The 19,055-nt window shown below is 67.3% G+C and carries 14 protein-coding genes and 1 rRNA gene; 11 read left to right on the forward strand and 4 right to left on the reverse strand.

What is annotated here, in order from left to right:
- The 5 genes from rrf to AB4Y79_RS13270 all read left to right on the forward strand — a co-directional run.
- Positions 1-90 (forward strand): 5S ribosomal RNA (gene rrf / locus AB4Y79_RS13250); the annotation flags it as partial.
- A gap of 241 nt (positions 91-331) precedes the next feature.
- Positions 332-619, forward strand: coding sequence for an HU family DNA-binding protein (locus AB4Y79_RS13255; RefSeq protein ID WP_091421683.1), 288 nt, complete (start codon positions 332-334; stop codon positions 617-619).
- Between the two features lie 117 nt (positions 620-736).
- Positions 737-2,896, forward strand: coding sequence for a cytochrome c oxidase assembly protein (locus AB4Y79_RS13260; RefSeq protein ID WP_441862502.1), 2,160 nt, complete (start codon positions 737-739; stop codon positions 2,894-2,896).
- On the forward strand, positions 2,896-4,920 hold the full coding sequence (locus AB4Y79_RS13265) for an NHL domain-containing thioredoxin family protein (protein WP_441862505.1): 2,025 nt from the start codon (positions 2,896-2,898) through the stop codon (positions 4,918-4,920). The genes AB4Y79_RS13260 and AB4Y79_RS13265 overlap by 1 nt, the downstream gene beginning before the upstream one ends.
- 219 nt (positions 4,921-5,139) lie before the next feature.
- A complete protein-coding gene (locus AB4Y79_RS13270) occupies positions 5,140-5,958 on the forward strand; it encodes a DUF559 domain-containing protein (protein WP_441862507.1) in 819 nt (272 codons plus the stop codon).
- A 130-nt stretch (positions 5,959-6,088) separates the two neighbouring features.
- Here AB4Y79_RS13270 and AB4Y79_RS13275 read toward each other — a convergent pair whose 3' ends face one another.
- From AB4Y79_RS13275 to AB4Y79_RS13290, 4 genes are all read right to left on the reverse strand, one after another.
- Entirely contained in the window at positions 6,089-7,081 is a 993-nt protein-coding gene (locus tag AB4Y79_RS13275) for a hypothetical protein (RefSeq protein WP_441862509.1), read from the reverse strand.
- 164 nt (positions 7,082-7,245) lie between these two features.
- A complete protein-coding gene (locus AB4Y79_RS13280) occupies positions 7,246-8,967 on the reverse strand; it encodes a helicase HerA-like domain-containing protein (RefSeq protein ID WP_441862512.1) in 1,722 nt (573 codons plus the stop codon).
- 4 nt (positions 8,968-8,971) lie between these two features.
- Complete coding sequence (locus AB4Y79_RS13285; protein ID WP_441862515.1) at positions 8,972-9,556, reverse strand: GNAT family N-acetyltransferase; 585 nt, start codon at positions 9,554-9,556, stop codon at positions 8,972-8,974.
- Positions 9,557-9,576: 20 nt separating this feature from the next.
- Positions 9,577-11,544 (reverse strand): FAD/NAD(P)-binding protein, encoded by a 1,968-nt coding sequence (locus tag AB4Y79_RS13290; protein WP_441862518.1) that lies wholly within the window; start codon positions 11,542-11,544, stop codon positions 9,577-9,579.
- A gap of 283 nt (positions 11,545-11,827) precedes the next feature.
- Here AB4Y79_RS13290 and AB4Y79_RS13295 point away from each other — a divergent pair, with 283 nt between their 5' ends.
- The 6 genes from AB4Y79_RS13295 to AB4Y79_RS13320 all read left to right on the forward strand — a co-directional run bounded on the left by AB4Y79_RS13295 (position 11,828) and on the right by AB4Y79_RS13320 (position 19,031).
- A complete protein-coding gene (locus AB4Y79_RS13295) occupies positions 11,828-12,871 on the forward strand; it encodes an amino acid ABC transporter permease (protein ID WP_441862521.1) in 1,044 nt (347 codons plus the stop codon).
- A complete protein-coding gene (locus tag AB4Y79_RS13300; protein ID WP_441862523.1) occupies positions 12,871-13,692 on the forward strand; it encodes an amino acid ABC transporter ATP-binding protein in 822 nt (273 codons plus the stop codon). The genes AB4Y79_RS13295 and AB4Y79_RS13300 overlap by 1 nt, the downstream gene beginning before the upstream one ends.
- Before the next feature lie 11 nt (positions 13,693-13,703).
- Positions 13,704-14,765 carry a transporter substrate-binding domain-containing protein gene (locus AB4Y79_RS13305; RefSeq protein WP_441862526.1) on the forward strand — a complete coding sequence of 354 codons (1,062 nt, stop codon included), beginning with the start codon at positions 13,704-13,706 and terminating at the stop codon, positions 14,763-14,765.
- Positions 14,762-15,826, forward strand: coding sequence for an LLM class flavin-dependent oxidoreductase (locus AB4Y79_RS13310; RefSeq protein ID WP_441862528.1), 1,065 nt, complete (start codon positions 14,762-14,764; stop codon positions 15,824-15,826). The genes AB4Y79_RS13305 and AB4Y79_RS13310 overlap by 4 nt, the downstream gene beginning before the upstream one ends.
- A gap of 9 nt (positions 15,827-15,835) precedes the next feature.
- Positions 15,836-17,209 (forward strand): NtaA/DmoA family FMN-dependent monooxygenase, encoded by a 1,374-nt coding sequence (locus tag AB4Y79_RS13315; protein ID WP_441862531.1) that lies wholly within the window; start codon positions 15,836-15,838, stop codon positions 17,207-17,209.
- A gap of 472 nt (positions 17,210-17,681) precedes the next feature.
- Entirely contained in the window at positions 17,682-19,031 is a 1,350-nt protein-coding gene (locus AB4Y79_RS13320) for an MFS transporter (protein WP_441862533.1), read from the forward strand.
- Positions 19,032-19,055 lie beyond the last annotated feature (24 nt).

Below are 19,055 nucleotides of genomic sequence, written 5' to 3' on the forward strand. Positions count from 1 at the left end.
CCCGGTCCCATTCCGAACCCGGAAGCTAAGACCCACAGCGCCGATGGTACTGCACCCGGGAGGGTGTGGGAGAGTAGGACACCGCCGGACAATCATTGGTCGAGGCCCCAACCACACGGTTGGGGCCTCCCACATTTAACACAACCACCGGCCGAACAGGCGCCCTAAAGGGGTGGATTTGGTCTCCGAATTCGGTGATTAACCTCAAAAAGTCGCGGAAACACGCGGAATTTGCGGATTAGAACGGCCCAAGCTGGTAAGTTTTCGAACAGTGGCTTGCGCGCACGCCGCGTGCAGGCTTCAGAATCAAGAATCGTCCAGGAGGACATAAATGGCTAAGAACCGTAGTGAACTTGTTGCAGAGGTAGCTGGCAAGGCCGGCACCAGCCAGGCTGCCGTCAACTCCGTCCTCGACGCTCTGTTCGAGGTTTTCGAGACTTCCGTCGCCGCCGGCGAGAAGATCACCATCCCGGGCTGGCTCGCCGTGGAGCGCACCGACCGTGCAGCGCGCACCGGCCGCAACCCGCAGACCGGCGAAACCATCCAGATCGCAGCAGGCCACAGCGTCAAGCTGACCGCCGGCTCCAAGCTGAAGGCTGCTGTCTCCAGCAAGAAGTAGTAAAGCGTCTCCCTGTCCGGCGCACAGCCGGCTGGAAAAGGAGCGGCAACCCCCGAGGTTGCCGCTCCTTGGCTTTAAGCCGGATTCGCGGCCCGGGCAGGCGTAGCGGACAATGGAATGGTGTCTTCTGCCGCCAAACCCCGTTCCACCGCGCCCCAGTCCGAACCTGGCAAGGGAGCCGCGATCCGGGACGCCGGGACCCGGGGGATCCCGTTGCCCTGGCAACTGGCAGGACTTGCAGCCCTCATCCTTGGGCTCACGGCAGCACTGCTCTTCTCCGGCGCCGCGGCAGCCCGCAGCGTCGCAGATCCCGGAGCCCTGGTCCGGTGGGGCCTCCCCATCAGTAAAGCCATCCACAACGTGTCCCTGGCGACCGTCGTCGGCGGCTTGATCTTCGCCGTCGGCATCCTCCCCAAGAACCTCAACGCCCGCACCCGTGACCGGGGAGCCTCACGGGATGCCGGGCCCGAGCACCCTGCCTTCACCCGGGTCCTGGCCGTAGCAGCCGCCGCAGGCGCGGTGTGGACACTGTCCGCCATCGCCGTCCTGGTACTCACGTACGCCGACGTCGCAGGCCAGGGACTTTCCGGGGACCCCGCCTTCACCCAGGCCCTGGTGTACTTCATGACTGACATCGAAACGGGCCGGGCCTGGCTCGCCGTCACCATCATCGCCGCCGTGGTGACAACCGCGCTCTTTGGCGTCAGGTCCCCCGGCGGGCTGTTCCTCACCCTCATCCTGGCCCTCATCGGCCTGGTTCCGGCAGCCCTGATCGGGCACTCTTCAAGCTCCTCGGACCACGAAGGGGCCATCAACTCGCTGGGCCTGCACCTGGTGGGCGTGAGCGCCTGGGTGGGAGGCATCATCATCCTGGCACTGCTGTCCGGCATCCTCACCGGGCCCAAGGCCGGCACGGCAGCAGACATTACCGAACCGACGCTCCGCCGCTTCTCCACGCTGGCAGGCTTCGCGTTCGTGCTGGTTTTCGCCTCCGGCATCATCAACGCCAGCATCCGCGTGACCAGCTGGTCAGACCTCTTCGGATCCGCCTACGGCCAACTGATCCTGGCTAAAACCGCGGGCGCGGTGGTGCTGGGCGGCATTGGCTTCATGCACCGCCAGTGGGTCATCCCGCAGCTCGGCCGCAAGGGCTCCACCATGTCCTCCCGGCGGGTGCTGTGGCAGCTGATCCTGGCCGAACTGCTGGTCATGGGAGCCACCTCCGGCATCGCCGTGGCCCTGGGCCGTTCGGCGCCGCCGCAGCCAACCACCCTGGCGCCGGATGCATCCCCCGCTTTCATCCTCAGCGGCTATGAGCTTCCGCCCGAGCTCACGCCAGAACGCTGGCTCACCGAGTGGCGCCTGGACTGGCTCTGGGTGGCCGTGGCGCTCTTCGGCCTGGTGGCTTACTTCCTGGGCGTGGCAAAGGTCCGCCGCCGCGGCGACAGCTGGCAATGGTTCCGCTCCGTGAACTGGGTCATCGGCCTGGTGGTGCTGACATACATAACGTCCGGGCCGCCGTCGGTCTATGGCCGCGTCCTGTTCTCCGCGCACATGGTGGACCATATGGCCCTGACCATGGTGGCGCCGATCTTCCTGGTCCTGGGTGCGCCGGTGACCCTGGCCCTGCGGGCCCTCCCCGCCCGCAGTGACGGCTCCCGGGGCGCGCGCGAGTGGCTGATGGTCTTTGTGCATTCAAAGTTCTCGCAACTGGTGACGCATCCCTTGTTCGCGGCCGCAAACTTCGCCGGCTCGATCGTGCTGTTCTACTACTCGGACCTGTTCGGATACGCGATGCGCGAGCACGTAGGCCACGAGCTGATGAACCTGCACTTCCTGCTCACCGGCTACATTTTCGTGCTGACCATGATCGGCACCGACCCGCTGCCGCGCAGGGCGCCCTACCCCATGCGGCTGCTCCTGCTCCTGGCGACCATGGGCTTCCACGCCTTCTTCGGTGTCTCCATCATGGGCGGCACAGGCCTGCTGGCGGCGGACTACTTCGGCAACCTCGGCCGCGCCTGGGGACCGTCCGCCCTAGGTGACCAGCAGGCAGGCGGCGCCGTGGCATGGGGCATCGGCGAGGTGCCCACGCTCCTGGTGGCGATCGGCGTCGCCATCATGTGGTCCAGGTCGGACCAGCGGGAGACGAAACGCGTGGACCGCGCGGCGGACAGGAATAACGACGCCGATCTGGCCGCTTACAACGATATGTTTGCCAAATTGGCTGAACGCGACGCCAAGCTGGCTGACCGCAACAAGCTGGAAGGACGCTGATGAGCGAAACCGTACGCACGCACGCCCGGGTCCGGGCCTCCGAACTGGTGGGCCGCAACTGGTTGAACACCGGAGGCAAGAGCCTGGATCTCGAAGCCTTGCGCGGCAAGATCGTGCTGCTGGACTTCTGGACCTTCTGCTGCATCAACTGCCTGCACGTCCTGGATGAGCTGCGGCCGCTGGAAGAGCAGTACTCGGATGTCCTGGTCACCGTCGGGGTCCACTCGCCCAAGTTCGAGCATGAAGCGGATCCGGTGGCGTTGGCGGCCGCCGTTGAGCGGTACGAGATCCACCACCCCGTCCTGGACGATCCCGAACTGGACACCTGGAAGGCCTACACCGCCCGCGCCTGGCCCACCCTGGTGGTCATCGACCCCGAGGGCTACATCGTGGCGCACCTGTCCGGCGAGGGTCACGCGGACGGGCTGGCGGTGCTGATCCCCGAACTCATCGCCGAACACGAGGCCAAGGGCACCCTCCACCGGGGTTCCGGCCCGTACGTGGCGCCCGAGGCGACCTCCGGCACGCTGCGTTTCCCCGGCAAGGCGCTGTTCCTGCCGCCGGGCCGCGGCTCCATGGCCGTGGCGGGAACGTCCGACGCCGGCAGTTCCGCGGGTGCCGCAGCCGCGGATGGGGCCAGCAAGGGTTCCTGGCTGGTCACCGACACCGGGCACCACCGCCTGGTGGAGCTCGGCACGGACTTCCAGACTGTCCTGGCCACCTTCGGCTCGGGCACCAAGGGCCATGCCGACGGTCCGGCCGCCGGTGACGACGCCACCGCCAGGTTCAACGAGCCTCAGGGCCTGGTGCTGCTCCCGGAAGACGTGGCAGCCAAGGCGGGGTACGACGTCGTCATTGCAGACTCCGTGAACCACCGCCTCCGCGGACTTTCCCTCAGCTCCGGCAAAGCGTCCACGTTGGCCGGCAACGGCATCCAGCGCCTGCTGGAAACCGGCCCGGCACGGGTGGACGAGGAGGCGGCCGGCTTCACCGGACTCCTGGGCGGACACCCCCTGGAGGTCTCACTCAGCTCACCGTGGGACGTCGTATGGTCGCGCAAACTCAACGCTGTGGTGGTGGCCATGGCCGGCACTCACCAGATTTTCAGCTTCGATCCCGTGACCGGCGCCGTGGCCATCTTGGCCGGCAACGGGCTGGAAGGCCTGCTGGACGGTCCGGCCCACGAGGCCTGGTTCGCCCAGTCTTCCGGCCTGGCCGAGGACGCCGACGGCAACATCTGGGTTGCCGACTCCGAGACGTCCGCCATCCGCAAACTGGTCATTGGCGAGGACGGCTCGGTAACTGTTGAATCCGCCGTCGGCAAGGGACTGTTCGACTTCGGTTTCCGCGACGGCCCGGCCGCCGAGGCCCGGCTGCAGCACCCACTCGGTGTGACCGTCCTGCCCGACGGTTCCGTGGCCATCGCGGATACCTACAACGGAGCCGTGCGCCGCTACGACCCCGTATCCGGTACGGTGTCCACCCTGGCCCGTGGCCTCGCCGAGCCCTCCGACGTGATCGTGGACCACACGCAGTCCGCCGGCTCGGAGCCGCTGCTGGTGGTGGTGGAGGCCAACAAGCACCAGCTGGTGTACGTGCCCATCCCCAAGGAAGCGCAGCAGGTGGATGAGGGCGCGTCCCAGACCCACCGGCCCAAGAGCCCCGTGGCGGCGGGACCGCTGGAGCTGGCGGTCCGTTTCACGGCTCCCACCGGGCAGAAGCTCGATGACCGGTGGGGCGATCCCACCCAGCTGAAGATCTCCTCCACCCCGCCCGAGTTGCTGGTTTCCGGCGGCGGAACGTCGGTGGGGCTGCTGCGCACCCTTGAGTTGTCCCCCGACGTTCCCGAGGGCGTGCTGCACATTACCGCCCGCGCCGCGGCGTGCGACGGACCCGAAACCGAGGACGGCGAGATCCCCGATCATGCAGCCTGCCACCTCTACCAGCAGGACTGGGGTATCCCGGTGGTCCTGCAGGCCGACGGCGACACTGAGCTGGTCCTGGACCTCCGCGGTATGGACTGACCCGGCCGCTGCTGTCCTGAAAGGCTGCTGCCCCCGACCCACGCGTCACGGGCAGCAGCCTTTCGCGTCTCCGGCGTACGGGCAGCCCCGCAATTCCGCGGTCCGGGCCACCTGAGTGTCCGGAAACTGTGCTCCGCGTGACGCCGCCGTGGCCTTCTGTATTCCACATAGAGCCTGCAGCGGCTGTCCCAACGTGCCAGAGGAGCCCAGCATGGCCGGATGGATATCCTCAAAGCCCTCGAGGTTTGTGGCGGAGCAGCGCGGCGGCCCGCCTTGGCCAGGCTAGGCGTGGATGATGCCGCACTTAGGCGGGCGGTTCGGAGAGGGCTGCTGCAACCAGGCCGCGGGCTCTACGCGCTTCCGACGGCGCCTCCGGACCTGGTTGCCGCCCTGAGGAACCGCGAGCTGCTGACGTGTTCCAGTGCCACCACGTTCTACAACTTGTGGTCGCTGCCGTCCGACGGACGACGCCATGTTTATCATCGCCGCCAAGAGGCTGTCTGCGGCGACAGCGCCCACCATGCCGGTCTCCTCCTGCCGCCACCACAGTTTCAGCCCGTTGCCGCCCTGGCGGATGTGCTGATCCATGCCCTGCGATGCCTGCCTTTCGCGGAGTCACTGGTCATAGTGGAGTGCGCCGTAGCCCGCGGCGACATGACGGTGGATTTCCTGCGCAGGCGGTTGCCCGGAAACCGGAACGGTACAGCCAGGGCTGTTCTGGACTGGGTGGATACCGGGGCGGACTCGCTCTTGGAGACGTTAGCACGGACCTACTTCCGGCAGGCCGGAATCCATGTGCAACCTCAGGTGTATCTGGAACGTGTTGGGTACGTCGACCTGCTGCTGGACGGGTGGCTGGTCGTGGAACTGGACGGACGGCACCACGCCGACTGGAAACAGGTTCAAAAAGACCATCGCCGCAACAATGAGTCAGTCCTGCAGGGGTATACGGCCCTCCGCTACTACTACGGTGACGTGGTCTACCGGCCCCAGGAGATGGTGGCTCAGGTGATTGCTGTCCTCAACCGGCGGCGGTAGCGGAACGACAGCGTCACGCAGAGCACGGATTCCCGGTCTCCGGGCTGGTGGAGGCCTGGAACGCCGGGGGCCGCGGGACTTGCCACCGCCCGAAGCATGCCTGGCGTGACGCCGAAAGCCGAAACCGGTGCTAGAAGCTCAGCATCGGGGTGACCTTGACCGTGTCACCGGCGACGTCCAGGCGGGTGGTGAAGCTGAAGTCCACTTCCGCGTCGAGGGGGTACCAGGCCCCGGTAAAGGCATTCTGCTGGAGCGCCTCCACCCTGGCCTTGCCGTCCAGCGGGGCCACCACCCAGCGGCCGTCGAACGGCTCCACCGAGACGCCCGGGTATTCGGTGACGGTCCACTTGATGGTGCCGTCCTGGACCCTGTTGTTGCTGGCGTAGTAGAAGGGGCAGTCCGGCTGGAGCTTCTGTTCCTTGACGGCCTCCGCCGCGCACCCGTCGAGGAATTCACGGACCTTGGCCGCAACGTCGCTCTTCAGCTTGTCCGTGGCCTGGGTCAGCAGGTTGAGCGGGGCCACGGGGGTGTCCTTGGAAGTGACTGTGGCGCGGGTGGCCGGCGCCGCGAAGTACTGCCCGTCAAGGGAGGCCTCGTACTCGCCCGGATAGAACACGGCAAAGGAGTTGCGACCGCCCGGCATGTTCACCGGAACACCGTTGACGGTGGCCTCATTGGCGTTGACCACGGTCATGTCCACCGTGGGCAGCCGGGACGGGACAAAGGCCCAGGTGTTGAAGAAAAGCCATTCGGTGCCGGTCTTTTGCAGCAGGAATTCGGTATGCAGCCGGCTGCCGTCGATCGTGTACTCCAGGGGCACCATCACCTGGTTGCCGGAGCGTTCCTCAGGATCGCCGACGTCCACGTTGGACAGCCGGGAAGCGGCCGTCTGCAGCCCGCTGCCGTCAAGCATCGCGGCGTTGCCGGGCGGGACAGTGGCACGCAGAATCCCCAACGCACGGCCGCCATCACCGCTCCGCAGCGCGTCCAGATACTCCCTGACGGGCTGCTGCGGACTGGCCACGGTGTTGTTCACGATGTTGATGGCCACGATGGCCCCGGCGATGGCAAGCATGAGGCCCAGCAGCCATCCGGCCGCGATCCTCACCAACGCTTGACTCATCTGCACGTTTCTTACAGTAACGGCAGTGCGGACACACTCTAAAGTTGGTGTCCCCCCTCATCCGGCGGGCGGGACACCGATAAGGCCCGGCGGCGGGTGGCCGGCTTAGCTCCAACCGTCGCTTTACGGAGTTTCGCGGCCGGGCAGCAGGGACCTGGTACGGGTCAGCGGCGGCGGCGCCGGGTGGAAGAGGTGCCGAACACGCCGCGGAGCAGTTCGCGTCCCAACTGGGTGCCCATGGACCGCGCCATGCTCTTCAGCCCACCACCCAGGGCTCCACCGAGCACGCCGCCCAGATCACCCATCATGCCGCCCGACTGCGGCTGCGGCTCGGACTGCGGCTGCGGCTTGGGCTGCGGCTCGGGAGCGCGGGGCGCGGGCGGCGGGGTTGGCGCGGGCCTGCTGCTGGGCCGGCCCAGGATCTCCTCTTCGATCCGGCGGGCCTCGGCGTCAACGTCATAGCCGGCCGGTGCAGCCTGGCCCGCAGGTCCGCCGCCGGACGGTTCCGGCGCGGCCGGGCCGGTGGGCGCCGCCCCCTTGCCGGTCAGCTTCTCGTAGGCGGACGGGTTATCCACCGCCGTCCCGTACTTGCCCAGCAGCGCAGAGCCGGCCACCGTACTCCGCACCAGGGCGTCCTCGGCGGGTCCCATCACGGACTCCGGTGCGCGGAGCCGCGTGAGGGCCACGGGCGTGGGCGCGCCCTTCTCATTCATGACGGTAATGACGGCCTCGCCGATTCCGGCCGAGGTCAGGGTTTCCTCGAGGTCGTAGTCGCTGAGCGGGAACGTGGACACCGTGGCCTTCAGCGCCTTGGCGTCCTCGGGGGTGAACGCGCGCAGGGCGTGCTGCACCCGGTTGGCCAGCTGGCCAAGGACGTCGGCGGGGACGTCCTTGGGGGTCTGTGTGACGAAGAAGATGCCCACGCCCTTGGACCGGATCAGCCGGACTGTGGTGGTGATGGCATCCAGGAAAGCCTTGGAGGCGCCGTTGAAGAGCAGGTGTGCCTCGTCCAGGAAGAACACGAGCTTGGGCTTGTCCAGGTCTCCGGCCTCGGGCAGGTCCTCGAACAGGTCTGCCAGCAGCCACATCAGGAAGGTGGAGAACAGCATGGGCTTGGTCTGCAGCGTCGGCAGCTCCAGGCAGGTGACCACGCCGCGTCCGTCCGGAGCAGTGCGGAGAAGCTCGGCCGTATCGAACTCCGGCTCCCCGAAGAACTTCTCCAGCCCCTGCGCCTCAAGGTTCACCAGTTCGCGCAGGATCACCCCCGCGGTTGCCTTGGACAGGCCGCCGAGTTCCTCGAGCTTGTCCTTGCCTTCGTCCGAGGTGAGGAACTGGATGACGGCGCGCAGGTCCTTGAGGTCGATGAGCTCCAGGCCGTTCTTGTCCGCGAAGTAGAAGACCAGTTGCAGGCTGGATTCCTGCGTGTCGTTCAGTTCCATGATGCGCGAGAGCAGGATGGGCCCGAAGGAGGTGACCGTGGCACGGACCGGGACACCGTTGCCGTCGCCGCCCAGGGCGAGGAACTCCACCGGAAACGCCCTCCCCTCCCATGGCTGGCCGATGCCTTGGGTGCGGGCGGTGAGTTTGTCGCTTCCGACGGCGGCTGTCGCCAGCCCGGAGAGGTCGCCTTTGATGTCGGCCAGGAAGACTGGGACGCCGGCGGTGGAGAGTTGTTCGGCCATCATGTGCAGCGTGACGGTCTTGCCTGTACCAGTGGCGCCGGCCACCAGCCCGTGCCTGTTCATCATGGCCAGCGGCAGCCGAACCGGCGCGTCCTTGTGGAGTTCGCCGTCGATGATGGCGGCCCCCAGCTCGATGGTGGCGCCTTCCAGCGTGTAGCCCTGCTGGATGGTGGCAAGCTTCTCTGCTGTGGTTTTCGTGGCCATGGCGCTAGCTTAGCGGCGGCCTGCTCCGGATGGCGCGGTACCCGCCCGGTCTGTTCCGCGGTACGGCGGGCAGCTCCTTGGTGAATGCCAGGGGCCCGATGGTTTCCGGGTCTGCCGCCAGGTCGAACTGCGCCAGGTAACCGGTGTCCAGGTAGAGGTGCTTGGCCTCCGGCTGCCGAGGGCCGGTGGTGAGGTACAGCCGGGTGTAGCCGCGGGCGGCGGCCAGGGCTTCGAGTTCGGCGAGCACCAGGCGTCCCAGTCCACGACGGCGGTGGGCCGAGTGCGTCCAGATCCGTTTCAGTTCCGCCGTGGTGGGGTCGTACCGGCGGAACGCGCCGCCGGCGATCGACTCGCCATTTTCCTGGATTACCAGGAGGGCGCCGTTCGGCTCCTCGAATTCGGCCGCCGGGTAGCGGTTCAGCTCCTCCGCCGCGGCGCCGCGGCCAAACAGGTCCCCGTAGCGGGTGTCATATTCGACGGCGAGTTCGTCCAGGAGGGGGCGGACGCGGGGATCGTGCATGGGCAGGGTGAGGACCGTCAGGGCGGCGCGGTCCAGGGGCCTCGGACGGAGGCCGGGTTCTGCGGTCACTGGTCTTTCCTTGTCACTGGTCAGTTGTTTCCGGCGGCGGCTGGTTCTGGAGTTGCTGGTTCTGAAGTTACCGGGTCCGACGGTATGGGGGCGGACGCGTGGGACAGGTCCCGGGCAGCACCGAGGATGGTACGGGCCAAGGCATCATTTTCCCGGAACGGTGCGGCGTTCGTGTGCGGGCGGGCGAAGGCACCGGCGCCCCAGCCGGACGTTCCAGGACCTACGCCGAAGAGGGTGGGCCGCGGGTTCCCGCCGGAATCCACCAGCTGGTGCCGGGCCGAGACCAGCAGCTTCCCGGTGGAGTGGATGCCATCGGAGGTCAGCAACTGCTGCTCGGTGCCCAGGCCGCTCCGATGCAGTGAGGCGAGGACAGGGTTGAGCGAGCGGGCCACCGACGTGGATGGGAGCCGTGCCTCGATCAGGGCCGTGGCCGCAACCGAGACTCCCGACTGCGGGGACGACGCAACAAACAACCCGGTGGTTTCGTCGTCGGTGACGTTGAGGCCCGGGCCCAGGAACTGCAGCAGCCCGGCCCGGTGCAGCGCCAGCATTTGGCGCAGCCGGTGCGGCGGGGGACCGGAATCGACGAAGCTGAAGAAGCCGTGCCACCAGCCATGGACCACTTGCTGGGAGCGCGCGTTCAACCGTTCCGGCGGAACCACACGGCCCACCTCCATGTATACGTGCAGCAGCGCCAGGAACAGGGCCAGCGTCTCGGGGTGGTCCGGGCTGTCACGCAGCGCAAGGTCGCGTTCGATGTACCCGGCCACGGCGTCCTGCACGTCCTGGTGGTCCGCGAAGGTGAGGCCGTCGAATGGCCGGTCCAGCCGTTCCAGGTCCAGGTGCAGGGCGGGGTCCAGGACGGCGGCCGCAACCAGCGATGCGCGCCCGCTGCTGTACCAGTCCAGCTCTGCGTAGCGGGCGGCGAACTCGTCCCAGCCCATGGCGGCGCGTTCGGGGCTGCCCGTCAGGAGCTCGCGGTAATAGGAGTAGCCGGCTTCCTTGGCAATGAGCGGCCACAGGTGCCGGCGGAAGTCCAGTTCACCGTGCTGCTGCAGCAAGAAGTCCACCGCGGCTTTGGTGAAGAACTGCAGCGGTCCCGGCGTCTGCCCGCGCAGGGCTGCGGAAATCTTGGAGTGGTACGGCAGGCCCCGGCGCGAGCCGGCCCACAGCCGTGGTTCGCGGTCGGACGGAAGGTATCGGAGCCCGCCGTCGGACGTTTCCTGGAACCTGCCGCCGCGGCCCTCCATGAGCAGGACCAGCAGGTCCACGAAGGCCAGGCCCATCCCGGTGACGATCACGTCCTGCCCGGCGGCGATGGGGGAGTAGTCGACGTCGGTGGTGTAGCCGGGTGCCGCGTGGTAGCCGCCGTGCCGGGCAGCAAAGTCCGAGAACCCCGCGGATTCAGCGTCCGGGCGCGAATCGGTGTGGCCCAGCGCGGTCACCACGATGTCCGCGTGCAGGGTCCGGCCGTTGCCCAGCTCGACGTCGTGCCCGCCGTCGGCCCGGGGCGTGATGCCCACGGCCGTGGTGCGGTGCACGGTGACGCTGCGGCCCAGCGACCTGGCGGCCCGGCGGAAGAACCACTCCAGGTACTGGCTCTGCAGCCGGCGGGTGGGAAACGTGGTACCGGTGAGGGCCCGGAGCTGGTCCCAGAGCGGCTGCGGGAAGTCCGGGACATCGATGATGGAGGCGTCCAGGACGCCGGCTGCCCATTCGGCGAGCCCCGGTCCCGGCGCGGCAGGACCCTCGCAGTCCACCGATCCGTCCGTGAACATGGTGATGTCAGCTGCCATGGAGTTGAGCAGGAGGCCGGGGTCCTGGTCGTACCGCCAGATGCGGCCCGACCCCGGGATGTGCGGTTCCACCACATGGACCTGCAGAGGGCCGGAAAAGACGTCCGGCCGGTTGGCCGCGATCCGTTCCAGCACGCCCGCCGTGCGCGGTCCGCCGCCGATGAAGACGATGGCCGGGATGGTGGCTGGCATGGGTACTCCTGACGGCCGGGGCTGGGTTGATTGCCCATGCTAGGCAGCCGTGACGACGGCGGTCGAGCGCCTGGTCACGGCCGTTAACCCCGCGTCACAGCGCGTTAAGGGACGCAAAAAACCGACGCATGACGCCGTGCGAAGCCCCGTGAACTATTGCAACCTGCCGCCTTGCTGGCCCGTTCCGGCCGGTCCTAGATTTGCAGCCAGCACTGGCCGCCACGCCCTGTACCCAGGGGTTGCGGCCACACGGAAAAACCCAGCACGAGAAGCGAGGTGGCGTATGAGTTCAGCAACAAGGGTGGCGCAGTCACAACAGTCGCAGCCGGTACCGGTGGCTGACGCGCCGCCGGCCGTCATTGGCGGCTCCGGCGCCGGCGGCTCCAGCACGGGAGCGCCGGCGCGGGTGGCGAAGGACTACTCGTCCTACCGGGTGGTGGCAGCCAGGCATCCGTGGCGCTGGGTGGGGACTGCCGTCGTCGCGCTCGGTGTCCTGGCCGTTGCCTGGTCCCTGGCCACCAACCCGCGCTGGGAATGGGGGGTGGTGGCCCAGTGGTTCACCGCCCAGTCCGTGGTCAACGGGCTGGTGGAAACACTCAAACTGACGGCCATCTCCGGCGTCCTCGGGTTCGTGCTCGGCTTCATCCTGGCGCTCATGCGGCTCTCGGTATCGCCGCTGCTGGTCTCGGTGTCCTGGACGTTCTCTTGGATCTTCCGGTCCACGCCGCTGCTGGTCCAGATGCTCCTCTGGTACAACCTGGGCTACCTGTACGAAAAGATCAGTCTGGGGATCCCGTTCACGGATGTCCTGTTCTTCGAGGTGCAGACCACCACGCTGATCAGCCAGTTTGCGGCGGCCGTGCTGGGCCTGACCCTGAACCAGGCCGCCTACTCGGCCGAGATCATCCGCGGCGGCATCCTGTCCGTGGACCAGGGCCAGCTGGAGGCAGCGGCCGCACTGGGGATCCGTGCCTGGCGCCGCTCCACCCGGATCGTGCTGCCGCAGGCCATGCGCGCCATCCTGCCCACGGCGTTCAACGAGATCATCGGCCTGGTCAAGGGCACCTCGATCGTCTACGTCCTGGCCTACTCGGAGCTGTTCTACACGGTCCAGGTCATTTACAACCGCACCCAGCAGGTCCTGCCGCTGCTGCTGGTGGCCACGCTCTGGTACATCGTGATCACCTCCGTGCTGAGCGTCTTCCAGTACTACATCGAACGGCACTACTCCAAGGGTGCGGTGCGCAACCTGCCGCTGACGCCCCTGCAGAAGGCCCGCAAATTCTTCGCCACCCACGCGGCAGTGCCCAACCGGAGGAACAACTAATGACTGCAACCCCCGCTCCCGCCGCCACCCGCGGCCTGGTGGAGATCACCGGCGTGCGTAAATCCTTCGGCGCCACGGAAGTCCTCAAAGGCGTCAGCCTCACCGTGGCACCGGGCGGGGTGGCCGTGATCGTGGGCCCGTCCGGCTCCGGCAAATCCACCCTGCTGCGCACCATCAACCACCTGGAAAAGGTGGACGGCGGGCACATCACCATCGACGGGCAGCTGGTGGGCTACAAGCTCCGCGGCGACCGGCTGCACGAGCTGCGGGAAAAGGAGATCCTGAAACAGCGCACCGAGATCGGCATGGTGTTCCAGAACTTCAACCTGTTCCCGCACCTCACCGCACTGGAGAACGTCGCCGAAGCCCCCGTCGTCGCCCACGACGCCGGCAAAGCGCGGCGAACCAAGGAGGAAGCCCGCCGCCGCGGCCTGGAACTCCTGGACCGGGTGGGCCTCAAGGACCGTGCGGACGCCTATCCCCGCCAGCTCTCCGGCGGCCAGCAGCAGCGCGTCGCGATTGCCCGCGCCCTGGCACTGGACCCGAAAATCCTGCTCTTCGACGAGCCCACCTCCGCCCTGGACCCCGAGCTGGTCAACGAAGTGCTGGACGTCATCCGTGAACTCGCCACGTCCGGCACCACGCTGATCATCGTCACGCATGAGATGGGCTTCGCCCGCGATGTGGCGGACACCGTGGTGTTCATGGACCAGGGCCAGATCGTGGAACAGGGCACCCCGCAGGACATTTTCAGCAACCCGCAGGAACCGCGCACCCGGAGCTTCTTCTCCAAGGTGCTCGAACCGGCCTTCAACATCTAAAGGACCGCCCCATGGCTTTCTCCACCCTCGGCCTCCGTCGCAGCCGCGCACTCGCCGTGCTTCCCGCCGTCGTACTCCTTGGCACCGGACTCCTTGGCTCAGCCGCGCTGGCAGGGTGCGCCGATCCCGGCGCCTCGGCCGCCGGCAACCCGAGCGGAGGAGCGCAGACGACGGCGGCACGCAACGGCGTGGTCTACAACACCTCCCCGGACCAGCAGCGGATCCGGGCCGCGAAGGATCCCGCGCTCGCCGCCAAGGTTCCCGCGCTGATCAGCAAGGACGGCAAGCTGACCGTGGCCACCACGGCCGGTTCCATTCCGCTGTCCTTCCATGCCACGGACGACAAGACGCCGATCGGCTCCGAGCTGGACATCGCCCAGCTGGTGGCGGACAAGCTGGGCCTGGAGCTCGACGTCCAGGTCACGTCCTGGGAGAACTGGCCGCTGAAGACCCAGTCCGGCGACTTTGAGGCCGTGTTCTCCAACGTGGGGGTGAACAAGGACCGGGTGAAGCTGTTCGACTTTGCCAGCTACCGCGCCGCCTACATGGGCTTTGAGGCCAAGAAGTCCGCCAGCTACGACATCAAGGGCGCGGACGACATCTCCGGGCTGAAGGTCTCCGTGGGGTCCGGCACCAACCAGGAGAAGATCCTGCTGGCCTGGAACAAGGAACTGGAAGCCAAGGGCAAGGCTCCGGCCACCCTGCAGTACTACTCGTCCGACGCGGACACCATCCTGGCGCTGTCCTCCGGCCGGACCGACCTCAACATCGCACCCTACCCGTCCACGGTGTACCGGGAAAACACCCGCGACGACCTGAAAGTGGTAGGCAAGGTCAACGCCGGCTGGCCGTCCGAAACCCTGGTGGCTGCCACCACGCTGCGGGGCAACGGCCTGGCACCGGTCATCTCCGAGGCCCTCAACTCGGTCATCAAGGACGGCTCCTACGGGAAGGTGCTGGAACGCTGGGGCCTGTCCGAGGAGGCGCTGCCGGAATCCAAGACCATCACGGATGAAAACTACGCGGCCACCCAGGCCACCCCATCAGCCACGCCGTCCGGGAAGGCATCATGAACGCGGTACACACAGGACGGGCAGGGTTCCTTGCCATCGAGCTCGACGGCGCCGGCTGGGACGGTGCGGACCTCACCCGGGCCGTGCTGGCAGCAGAGTCAGCCGGCTTCCACGCCGCCACGTTCACCGACGCACCGGTGCCCGGCCGGGCCAACGCCCTGCAGCGCGCAGCCTTCGCGGGGCCGGTGACCCGCAGCATTGTGCTGGTACCCGAGGTGGACACCGTATACACCGAGCCGTTCCACGTTTCCACCCAGCTGGCCAGCCTGGACTGCGTGTCCGGCGGCCGGGCCGGGTGGATCGCCACCGCCGCCGAGGCACCGGAGGAGGCTGCCGCCGTTGGACGCCCGTCCGTGACCGGCGCCGCTCTGGGCCAGGAAGCCGCGGCGTCCATCGAGGTGTCCCGCCGGCTGTGGGATTCCTGGGAGGACGACGCCGTGATCCGCGATGTTGCCACCGGCCGGTATATCGACGTGGACAAGCTGCACTACGCGGATTTCCAGACGCCTGCCGAATTCGCCGGCGCGGGGTATTCCGTCAAGGGCCCGTCCATCATTCCGCGGCCGCTCCAGGGGCAGCTGCCGGTGCTGGTTCCGGCGTCCCTGCTCGGAGAAGTCCCGGCGGACACCGTGGACGCCGTCCTGGTGTCCGCCCCTGCCGCAGAACTGCTGGCGGCGGAGGTCCGCGACGTCCGGGCCCGGGTGGGTGCCTCCGTTGCGGTGATCGCCGAGCTCGACGTCGTCCTGGACGCCCGTGGCCAGGCTGCGGCCGGGCGGCTGGCCGGTTTGGGGACCGAGCGGGCCGTCTATGCCGGTTCTGCTGCCGGCCTCACCGACTTTCTCGCGGAACTCCTGACGGAGGCCGACTGCATGCGGCTGCACCCGGCGTCGCTCACCGTTGACCTGGAGGAGCTGGGCCGGCTGGTGCTGCCGGATCTTCGCCGCCGCGGAGCGCTCCGGCCGGTGGTCCAGGATGGGACCTTCCGCGACCTGCTGGGGCTTCCGCGCCCAGCCAGCCGCTACGCAACCGCCTCTGCTGCGCCCGCCGGCGCCGGAAAGTAAGGGAAAACCATGACACAGCACATCCGTGCTAAATCCGAGGTCTTTGTGCCGTCCGGCCAGATCCAGTTCGGCGTCTTCTTCCAGGGCGTCAACTCGGGCACCATCTGGAAGGCGGCGGAATCCGGCTCGCAGACGGACTTCGAATCGTTCCGCCGGATCGCCCAGACCGCCGAGCGGGGGCTGTTCGCGGCGTTCTTCCTGGGGGAGGGGCTGCGCCTGCGGGAGCATCTGGGCCGCCCGCACGCGCTGGACGTGGTGGGCCGGCCGGACGCGCAGACCATGCTCGCGGCCCTGGCCTCGGTCACCAGCAACATCGGGCTGGTGGCCACCCAGAACACCACGTACAACGATCCCGCAGACCTGGCGCACCGGCTCGCGTCGTTGGACCTGATCTCGGGCGGCCGTGCCGCATGGAACATCGTGACCACTGACAATGCCTGGACCGGGGCGAACTTCCGCCGCGGCGGCTACCTGGACCACGCGGACCGGTACAAGCACGCGGAGGCGTTCGTTGAGACCGCCAAGCGGATCTGGGATTCCTGGGAGACGCCGGCCGGTCCGGCCCGCAGGGTGCTCCACGAGGGCCAGCACTACACGGTGGACGTGACGCCGCGGCTGCCGCGCAGTGCCCAGTACCGGCCGGTGCTGTTCCAGGCCGGCGACTCCCCGGAAGGCCGCAACTTCGCGGCCCGGCAGGCGGACGTGGTCTTCTCCGCCCACCCCAAGTTCGACGACGCCGTGGAGTTCCGCAAGGACCTGGTGGAGCGGTCAGTGGCCGTCGGCCGCGGGGCGAACGCCGTACAGATCATGCCGGCCAGCGAGTTCATCCTGGCACCCACCGCCGCCGAAGCCGCGGAGAAGAAGGAGTGGGTGCGCAGCCTGCAGATCGGCCCGCAGCAGGCCATCGCCTACCTGGAGCAGTTCTGGGGCCGCGAGCTGTCTTCCTACGATCCGGACGGCCCGCTGCCGGAGATCGACCCCGTGGTGGAGGAAACGTCCGAAACCCGGGGCAGCGGTTTCCATGGCGCCAAGGCCCGGCAGTTGGCGGACCAGTGGCGGGCTGAGGCCAAGGACAGGGGGCTGTCCATCCGGCAGTTCGTCACCTCGAAGACCGCGCGGATCGATTCCACCTTCACCGGCTCCTACACCGCCGTGGCCGACCACCTGGCCGAGTACGCCAGGGTGGGTGCCGTGGATGGGTTCAACATTTCACCGTGGCTGATCCCCACCGGCCTGGACGACATCGTGAACCATCTGGTCCCGGAATTGCAGGAACGCGGCGTGTACCCGACCGAGTACCGGGGCAGCACGCTCCGCGAGCACCTCGGCTTGGAGACTCCGGTGCGGACCGCCGATGAGGCCGCCGCGGCGGTCCGCGCCTGATGCGCCGGGCCGGTTTCGCTGGGAGGGACGGTTTTGCTGGGAGGGACGACGACGGCGGCGAAGTAAGTGCCGTCGTCGTCCCTTCCTGCGGAGAAGCCGCCTTGGGGAACGGTTCGCAGGGGACCGCCAGGCTCCAGCTGACGGTATGGGAGCAGTGGGTTTAGGCAATTGCGTAAACGCAATGGCTCGCAAGTAGGTGTAGGTGGCAGTCCAAGGAAACCTTGCGATTCGCTAAAATTAGGGACCAACTTATCCCTTGCATAACCGCAACAGTTGCTATTAAATGAAGGCATGGCCCGCGTGAGGGGCCCGTCAGCAGGCCAACCTCGCTGATTGCACCGCCGCACTGACGGCACCCCCGCGAAGACCTTCTCATTCCGTCCTGTGGCGGAAGCGCCCCACTTGGGTCCGCGGAAGAGTAAAGCGTGCTGGGGCGCGATTCAATAAGCCATATTGCGAAGGAGCAACTCCGATGGCACGCAACCTCACGTCAGTACCGGCCGTAGGCAACGCCCGGTGGAAGCGGCTGATCCCTGTCGCCATCATCGTCTACATCATCTCGTTCATGGACAGAACCAATATCGGGTTCGCCCTCAACGGACTCCACCAGGACCTGGGCATTGACGCCGCCCAACAGGGACTGGCCGCCGGCATCTTCTTTATTGGCTACCTCGTTCTGCAGATACCCGGCGGCCACCTCGCCGAACACTGGAGTGCCAAGAAGTTCGTGGGCATCATGGTCCTTATCTGGGGTGTGCTGGCCGTGCTTTCCGGGTTCATCCAGGATTTCACCCAGCTGCTGGTGGTGCGTTTCTTCCTTGGCGTCGCCGAGGCCGGAATCTGGCCGGCGATCCTTGTCCTGATCAGCCACTGGTTCCCCGCCGCTGAACGCGCCCGGGCCTACGCATTCTGGATGATGAACATCGCCATCGCTTCCATCATCACCGCGCCCCTCTCCGGGTGGATCCTGTCCTTCTCGGACTGGCGGTGGCTGTTCATCATCGAGGGCATCTTCCCGTTCGTCATCGCGGCGCCCCTGTGGTGGGCGCTGATCGCTGACTATCCCCGTGAAGCCAAGTGGTGCTCCGTCCAGGAGCGGGAGTACATCGAGAACGGACTTGCTGCCGATGCGGCAGCACATCCACAACAGGAAAAGCTTGGGCTGCGCCACGTCGTGTCCAACTCGGTGGTGTGGCGGCTGACCCTGGTGTACTTCCTCATCCAGATCGGCTTCTACGGCATCAACATCTGGCTCCCGCATGTGATCAAGACGATCACCTCCGGGAATTCCGTGGAGGTTGGCCTGATCACCGCGATCCCCTACGTGCTGGCGATGGTGGGCCTCTGGTACAACGCCAAAGCCGCTGACCGTACGGGCCGCTACTCCACCCATGTGCTCATCTCGATGGCCGTGGGTGCTGTCACCCTGGTGCTCTCGGTGGCAACCGGGGATAACATTCCGTTCCTCGCGGTCACCCTGATCAGCATCGCCGTCGCCGGCGCACTGGCCTATGACGGCCCGTTCTGGGCCTCCGCGTCCCGGGCAATGCCAGTGGCTGTGGCCGGCACCGCCATGGGCCTGATCAATGCCGTAGGCAACCTCGGCGGGTTCGTCGGGCCCTATGTTGGCGGGTACCTGCAGGACGTGACGCACGGCAGCTTCCTTGCCACGTCCATCTTCCTGGCATGTTGTCTGTTGGCAGCCGGCCTGGTGATGCTAAGCCTCCGGCGCGGCGGTGACCGGCCGGTGGCAGGTGGCCCGCTGCAGGAAGGGAAACAGGGAAGAGCCGGTGCAGAAAAACCAACGCACAACATTTCCTGACACTGCGCTTGGCGCGGCCCATTT

It is taken from the genome of Pseudarthrobacter sp. YAF2, from assembly GCF_052113345.1.
GTDB lineage: Bacteria > Actinomycetota > Actinomycetes > Actinomycetales > Micrococcaceae > Arthrobacter.